A 4,609-nucleotide genomic window follows, 5' to 3' on the forward strand; every position below is an offset into this window, starting at 1 on the left:
ACTGGCCGCGCGGATCGGCGAGTTGAACGCCGGGGGCGAGTTCGCGGGAGTGGTCTCGCTGCTCGCCGTCGAGGAGCCGCACGCTGAGCCGCACGACCTGTCCGTGACCCTCCACCTCGTCCGCACCAACAGCGCCGCGCCGATCACCTTCCGGCCCCTCGCCGACGAACTCGGCGTCCCGCTCGGTGCCCGGCCGCCGATCGCCGAGACCACCGCCGCCGTCCTCGCCAACCGCTACCGCCGCGGCCTGCTCCTCGACCCTCACGGACCCGACGCCCGGCAGGTCGGCTCCGTCTTCCTCAACCCGTCCGTCACACCCGAGCAAGCCGCCCGCTGGTCCGCCGCCGGATGCCCCGTCCACACCGACAGCTACGGGCGCTGGCGAGTGAGCGCCGGCTGGCTGCTCGAACTCATCGGCTGCCATCCAGGCCACAAGGTCGCCGAGGGAATCCACTGCTCGGACCGGCGCACCCTGACCATCACGGCCCGCGGCGAGACCACGGCCGCCGCCTTCGTCCGTGCCCTCGCCGACCTGGCCGCCCGCGTCGACTCCAACACAGGGATCAGCCTGCACCCCGAGCCCGTCCGCGTTGGCCAGTGGCCCGAATGAGCCCCGCACCCAGCGGGGAAGGTGCTGCGCGACCATCCAAATGCGATATGCAATAGGGAAGTTGATGTGCCCATTCCCGGCAGCGGTTGGAGAGGTTGGGGGTGGTGGGGCTCACAAAAGCCCACCACCCCCAACCCGCCGCAGGAATCACGCCCTGCTTGATCGAAGGCCGCCATGCCAACATCGCCTCCGAAACCTGCCACCCCCGAGATCGTCACCGCTGCCCGCGACCGGCACCGCCAAGCCGCCGCCGACACCAACCTCGGTCCCACCGCCCGCCGCTACCACCAGCACGCCGCCTGCGCCTACGACTGGGCACTCCGGGCCCTCGGCACCCCGATAGCCAACCGCCACCTCGGCTACGCCTACGCCTACGCCGAGCAGGCCGCCACCCACGCGCCCGCCACCAGCAAGTGGACGCTCATCCTGCCCGGCCCGTTCTGCGATTGGTTGACCGAGAACGGGCTGCTGCCCGACGACTTCACCGGCGACGAGTTGACCGACCGGCTGTTGCTCGCCTACCGCGCCGGCACCCCGCACCGCATCGCCCCCTCCAGCTGGAGCCTGACGATCCCGGCCCACGACCCCGTGGCGATGCACGAGCTAACCCAGCTCACGCTGCGCTTCGTCCAACACTGCTCGCCCGGCAGCCCCCACACGCCTGCCCAGGCCCGCGCCGCGACCGCACTCACCGAGCGGATCGAGAACCTCGCCGACCGCATGCTGCACGAGACCAACTGACGCCCGGCCGGGCCGCGCACCGGCCCGGCCACGACCCTGCCCAGGACCAACATGTCGAGCCCCCGACCGATCCTCACGCCAACAGGATCCGCCCCCTACCGGCGCACCGACCCGACCCGCGCCTTCCGAAACGCGTGCCTCCATGAAGCCGAAGCCCGGCAGGCACTCGCCGTCACCGCCTACGAACTCCTCGCCGCCGAAGCCCGGACCCAAGCCCCCGAGACCGCCGCGATCGAGTTCGAGAGCACCCTCGCCTCCAAGCGCATCCACGCCCTGTGGGCGAACCCCCGCGATCACCTGTACCCGACCCCGCCGTTGCTGTGGCGGCGCGCGCCCGCGCTGTCCTCGGAACCGTCCTGGTTGGAGGAAGCGGAGATGCTGCTGTCCACCGTGCTGCTCGGGGCGGACCTTCCCGTCATCGAGATGGCCGACCACCGCCCGGGCCGCCACCTCCTCAACCTTCCGGCCCCGGACGTGGCCGCCGCCCTCGCCTCCCGCATCCGCCGAACCTTCCCGCAGGCGACCGCGCTCCTGCTCAGCCTCGACGTACGTCCGCGCGCCATCGCCATTCAAGCGGCGAACATCGTCGGTCCCGACGGCACCTCCCTGCACGCGATCCCCAACGAACACGACTGGGCGGCGCCACCCGCCCAGACGTGGTGGCGGCTCAACAAGGGCCACGTCGTCCGAGCAGTCCGTCACCTCTGGGCGCACCCCGAACACCAGGCCCGCCACTTCCAGGCCCAGGGCCACCGCTCCTTGATGTGGAACCAGGGCCTTCAGGCGCTCGTTCTACCCGCCACCCCGGCCCTGGCCGGTCCCACCGACTCCTGACACCCCAGCGGGCCCATAGAAGGCCTTCTACGGGTGGTACGCGGAGAATGACGTCGTCCAGGCGGAGAGTCGACTGTTGCCCGCAGTCGGCGCGCGCCTGTAAAGATACGACCGGGGCGGGCGGCCCGTCTTCGATGGGTCGCGAGTGGGTCGCTCGTGGGGCGCCCAAGTCGGGCGACGGACCGTCAAAGCCTCACGCTGAGCTACGCATCCCGCTTTTCGGCGAGACTCCCTGGCGGCCCTTCGCTCGCCGTCTGCGCGGCGTGGACTGGTACCGGATGCCCCGGGAGAGCTTTCGGGCCGCATCGATGACCACACGGGCCGTCGCCTCGGCACTGAGATGGGCCGTCTCGGGAAGTACCGACGTGTACGTGTCGGCGGTGGTCATGATCGTAGAGTGTCCCAACTGGGCCTGGACGACCTTGAGATCGGACCCGCCGGTCAAGGCGAGACTCGCCGCACCATGACGCAGGTCGTGGAGCCGGACGGGCGGCAGGCCGCTTCTGCGCACCATGTCCTGGAAGACGTGGCCGATGTAGTCCGGGCGCAGCGGACGCCCGTAGGCATCGGTAAAAATGTAATCGGACTCATTCCAGCAAATCCCCGCGGCCAGTTTCTCCTTTCTCTGCTGGCTACGGTGTGTGTTCAGCACGTGGATGGTGTTTCGGTCGAGGGCGATCGTCCGTTCGCCGGCACGCGTCTTCACGGGGCAGACCTCGAGCCGTCCGTTCTCCCGCTGCTGTAGTTGCCGTGCGACCGTGAGCGTGCGGCCGGCGGCGTCGAAATCCGACCAGCGGAGTCCCGCGCCTTCTCCACGGCGCAGACCCCGCAAGGCATACAGGTGATAGAGGGCGTACAGGCGATGGTCGCTCGCGTACGCCAGAAACGCGGCGGTCTGCGTGGGTGTCCAGACAGCAACGGGCGGGTGTTCACCTGTCCGTCTCCACTCCGCCACGCGGCTGTCCGTCCAGACCACCGGGTGTGGCCGAGGTGCCCGCGGTAGATCCAGGCGGCGAGCAGGGTTGGTGACCAGCAGGCCGCTGCGCACCGCGTGGTTCAGAGCGGCACGCAGTGTCGCATGCACGCGACGCAACGTGCCGGCGCTGACCGGTCGGCGCATGTCCTGGTGTCGACGGACGATGGTGCTGAACGCCTGCTGGACCGTGTCGTTGGTTAGCTCGCACAGCAGCTCGCGGCCGAGCAGCGGCACGAGGTACTGCTCCAGGTGCTGGCGGTAGCCGCGGGCGGTCGACGGACGGAGACGGGGCTCGACGATGTCGTACCAGCGCTGCAGCCACTGGCCGGTTGTGAGTAGCCCGCCCTGGTGCGCGAAGTTGGGGTCGCGCAGGCGCCTGAGCGCGCGCTCGGCTTCGACCCGCGTGCGGTAGCCACCCCGACGCAGCCGGGACCGGTGATCGTCGACGGCCGCGTGCCGTGGCATCGCGAGATACCAGGAACCGTGGCCACGGCGGTGGAGGTCCGGGCAGAGGCTTCCGAGTTGTCGGCCCGTACGAGGGTCGCGGCAGCCGCATCGCTTGTAGATCGTGCCAGTTCCACGCATGACGTCCTCCTCCAGTAGACAGGTGGACGCACAGCAAGTGTGGACCCCCGGATCTCACGGCGTTGGGCCACGCCCGGCTTTGGCTGGGCGGAGCGGTCGATGCCTGGGGCGGGGGATGGGGTCGAACGTCAGAATGACCCCATCTAGTGTGATCTGCATCACGGCACAAATGGAATATCGCCGTCCGTTCACTTGCATTTGCAACTCGATGAACACTGGCAAAGCGCGCGCCTTCTACATTTCTGTAGTCGCAGTGCTGCTGGAATGGCTCACTTCTGACCGGGAAATTCTGCTAAATGTCAAGACCTGCTCGCATCGCGGCTTGTCGACGCACAAAAACGGCGGGGAATGCCAGTTGCCGCAAGGCCCCGAGAAGCAGTCGGGTTGCATCCGCCGATCATTCCCATTGGCACGTGCAGAGGGGAGTTGAACCATTCGTGGTGCAATCCCTGTCCGCGGCGCGATACCGTCGGCCCATCCAAAAGGCAGGCCCCGGCCGATGGTGTGGAAGACCGATGACCGGGGCCCGGAGCGAGGAGTGCGTATGCACCGCTACGCCCTCACGGGGCGGTCAACTCGTCCCGTGATCACCGCCGAACCTACCAGTGTCCCGCAGCCGGCCTGGTGGCCGTCCGGGTTCGATTACTGGGAAGTATCGGCCTCCCTCGGCGCGGTCGCCTCGACCGTGGCCGTGCCCCTGGCATGTGCCAACGGGCTGACGTGGTGGCAGGTCGCCGGAGTCGGCGCACTGGTGACCAGCGCCGGCCAGGCGCGATGCCGGTTCCGGCGGTTGAGGCTGCACCCGTAGCCGTCCCGGCTGGGGGCGCGTCCGCCGCTGCGGACGCCCCCCGGCCCACCGGCCC

General features: G+C 69.3%; 4 protein-coding genes and 1 pseudogene. 3 read left to right on the forward strand and 2 right to left on the reverse strand.

Features of this window, described 5'->3' with window-relative positions:
- The 3 genes and pseudogenes from ACIQOV_RS28625 to ACIQOV_RS28635 form a co-directional block, all read left to right on the forward strand.
- Positions 1-610, forward strand: a pseudogene (locus ACIQOV_RS28625) (hypothetical protein); the annotation flags it as partial.
- Between the two features lie 174 nt (positions 611-784).
- Positions 785-1,351 (forward strand): hypothetical protein, encoded by a 567-nt coding sequence (locus tag ACIQOV_RS28630; RefSeq protein ID WP_401053366.1) that lies wholly within the window; start codon positions 785-787, stop codon positions 1,349-1,351.
- A gap of 51 nt (positions 1,352-1,402) precedes the next feature.
- The gene (locus ACIQOV_RS28635) at positions 1,403-2,185 is read left to right on the forward strand and encodes a hypothetical protein (RefSeq protein ID WP_401053368.1); all 783 of its coding nucleotides are present in this window, start codon (positions 1,403-1,405) and stop codon (positions 2,183-2,185) included.
- A 193-nt stretch (positions 2,186-2,378) separates the two neighbouring features.
- On the opposite strand, the gene ACIQOV_RS28640 is transcribed toward ACIQOV_RS28635, so the two are convergent.
- Positions 2,379-3,746: a tyrosine-type recombinase/integrase gene (locus ACIQOV_RS28640; RefSeq protein WP_401053369.1), complete on the reverse strand. Its 1,368-nt coding sequence runs from the start codon at positions 3,744-3,746 to the stop codon at positions 2,379-2,381.
- A 642-nt stretch (positions 3,747-4,388) separates the two neighbouring features.
- Positions 4,389-4,609, reverse strand: a 221-nt coding sequence (locus ACIQOV_RS28645) for a hypothetical protein (protein WP_401053371.1), incomplete at its 5' end; no start/stop codon positions are given.

It is taken from the genome of Kitasatospora sp. NPDC091257, from assembly GCF_044757675.1.
Classification (GTDB): domain Bacteria; phylum Actinomycetota; class Actinomycetes; order Streptomycetales; family Streptomycetaceae; genus Kitasatospora; species Kitasatospora lactacystinica.

What these genes read in the sequence shown, in the direction of transcription:
- ACIQOV_RS28630 (WP_401053366.1), top strand. Translation starts at nt 785, where the DNA reads ATGCCAACATCGCCTCCGAAACCTGCCACCCCCGAGATCGTCACCGCT.
- ACIQOV_RS28635 (WP_401053368.1), top strand. Translation starts at nt 1,403, where the DNA reads ATGTCGAGCCCCCGACCGATCCTCACGCCAACAGGATCCGCCCCCTAC.
- ACIQOV_RS28640 (WP_401053369.1), bottom strand. Translation starts at nt 3,746, where the DNA reads ATGCGTGGAACTGGCACGATCTACAAGCGATGCGGCTGCCGCGACCCT.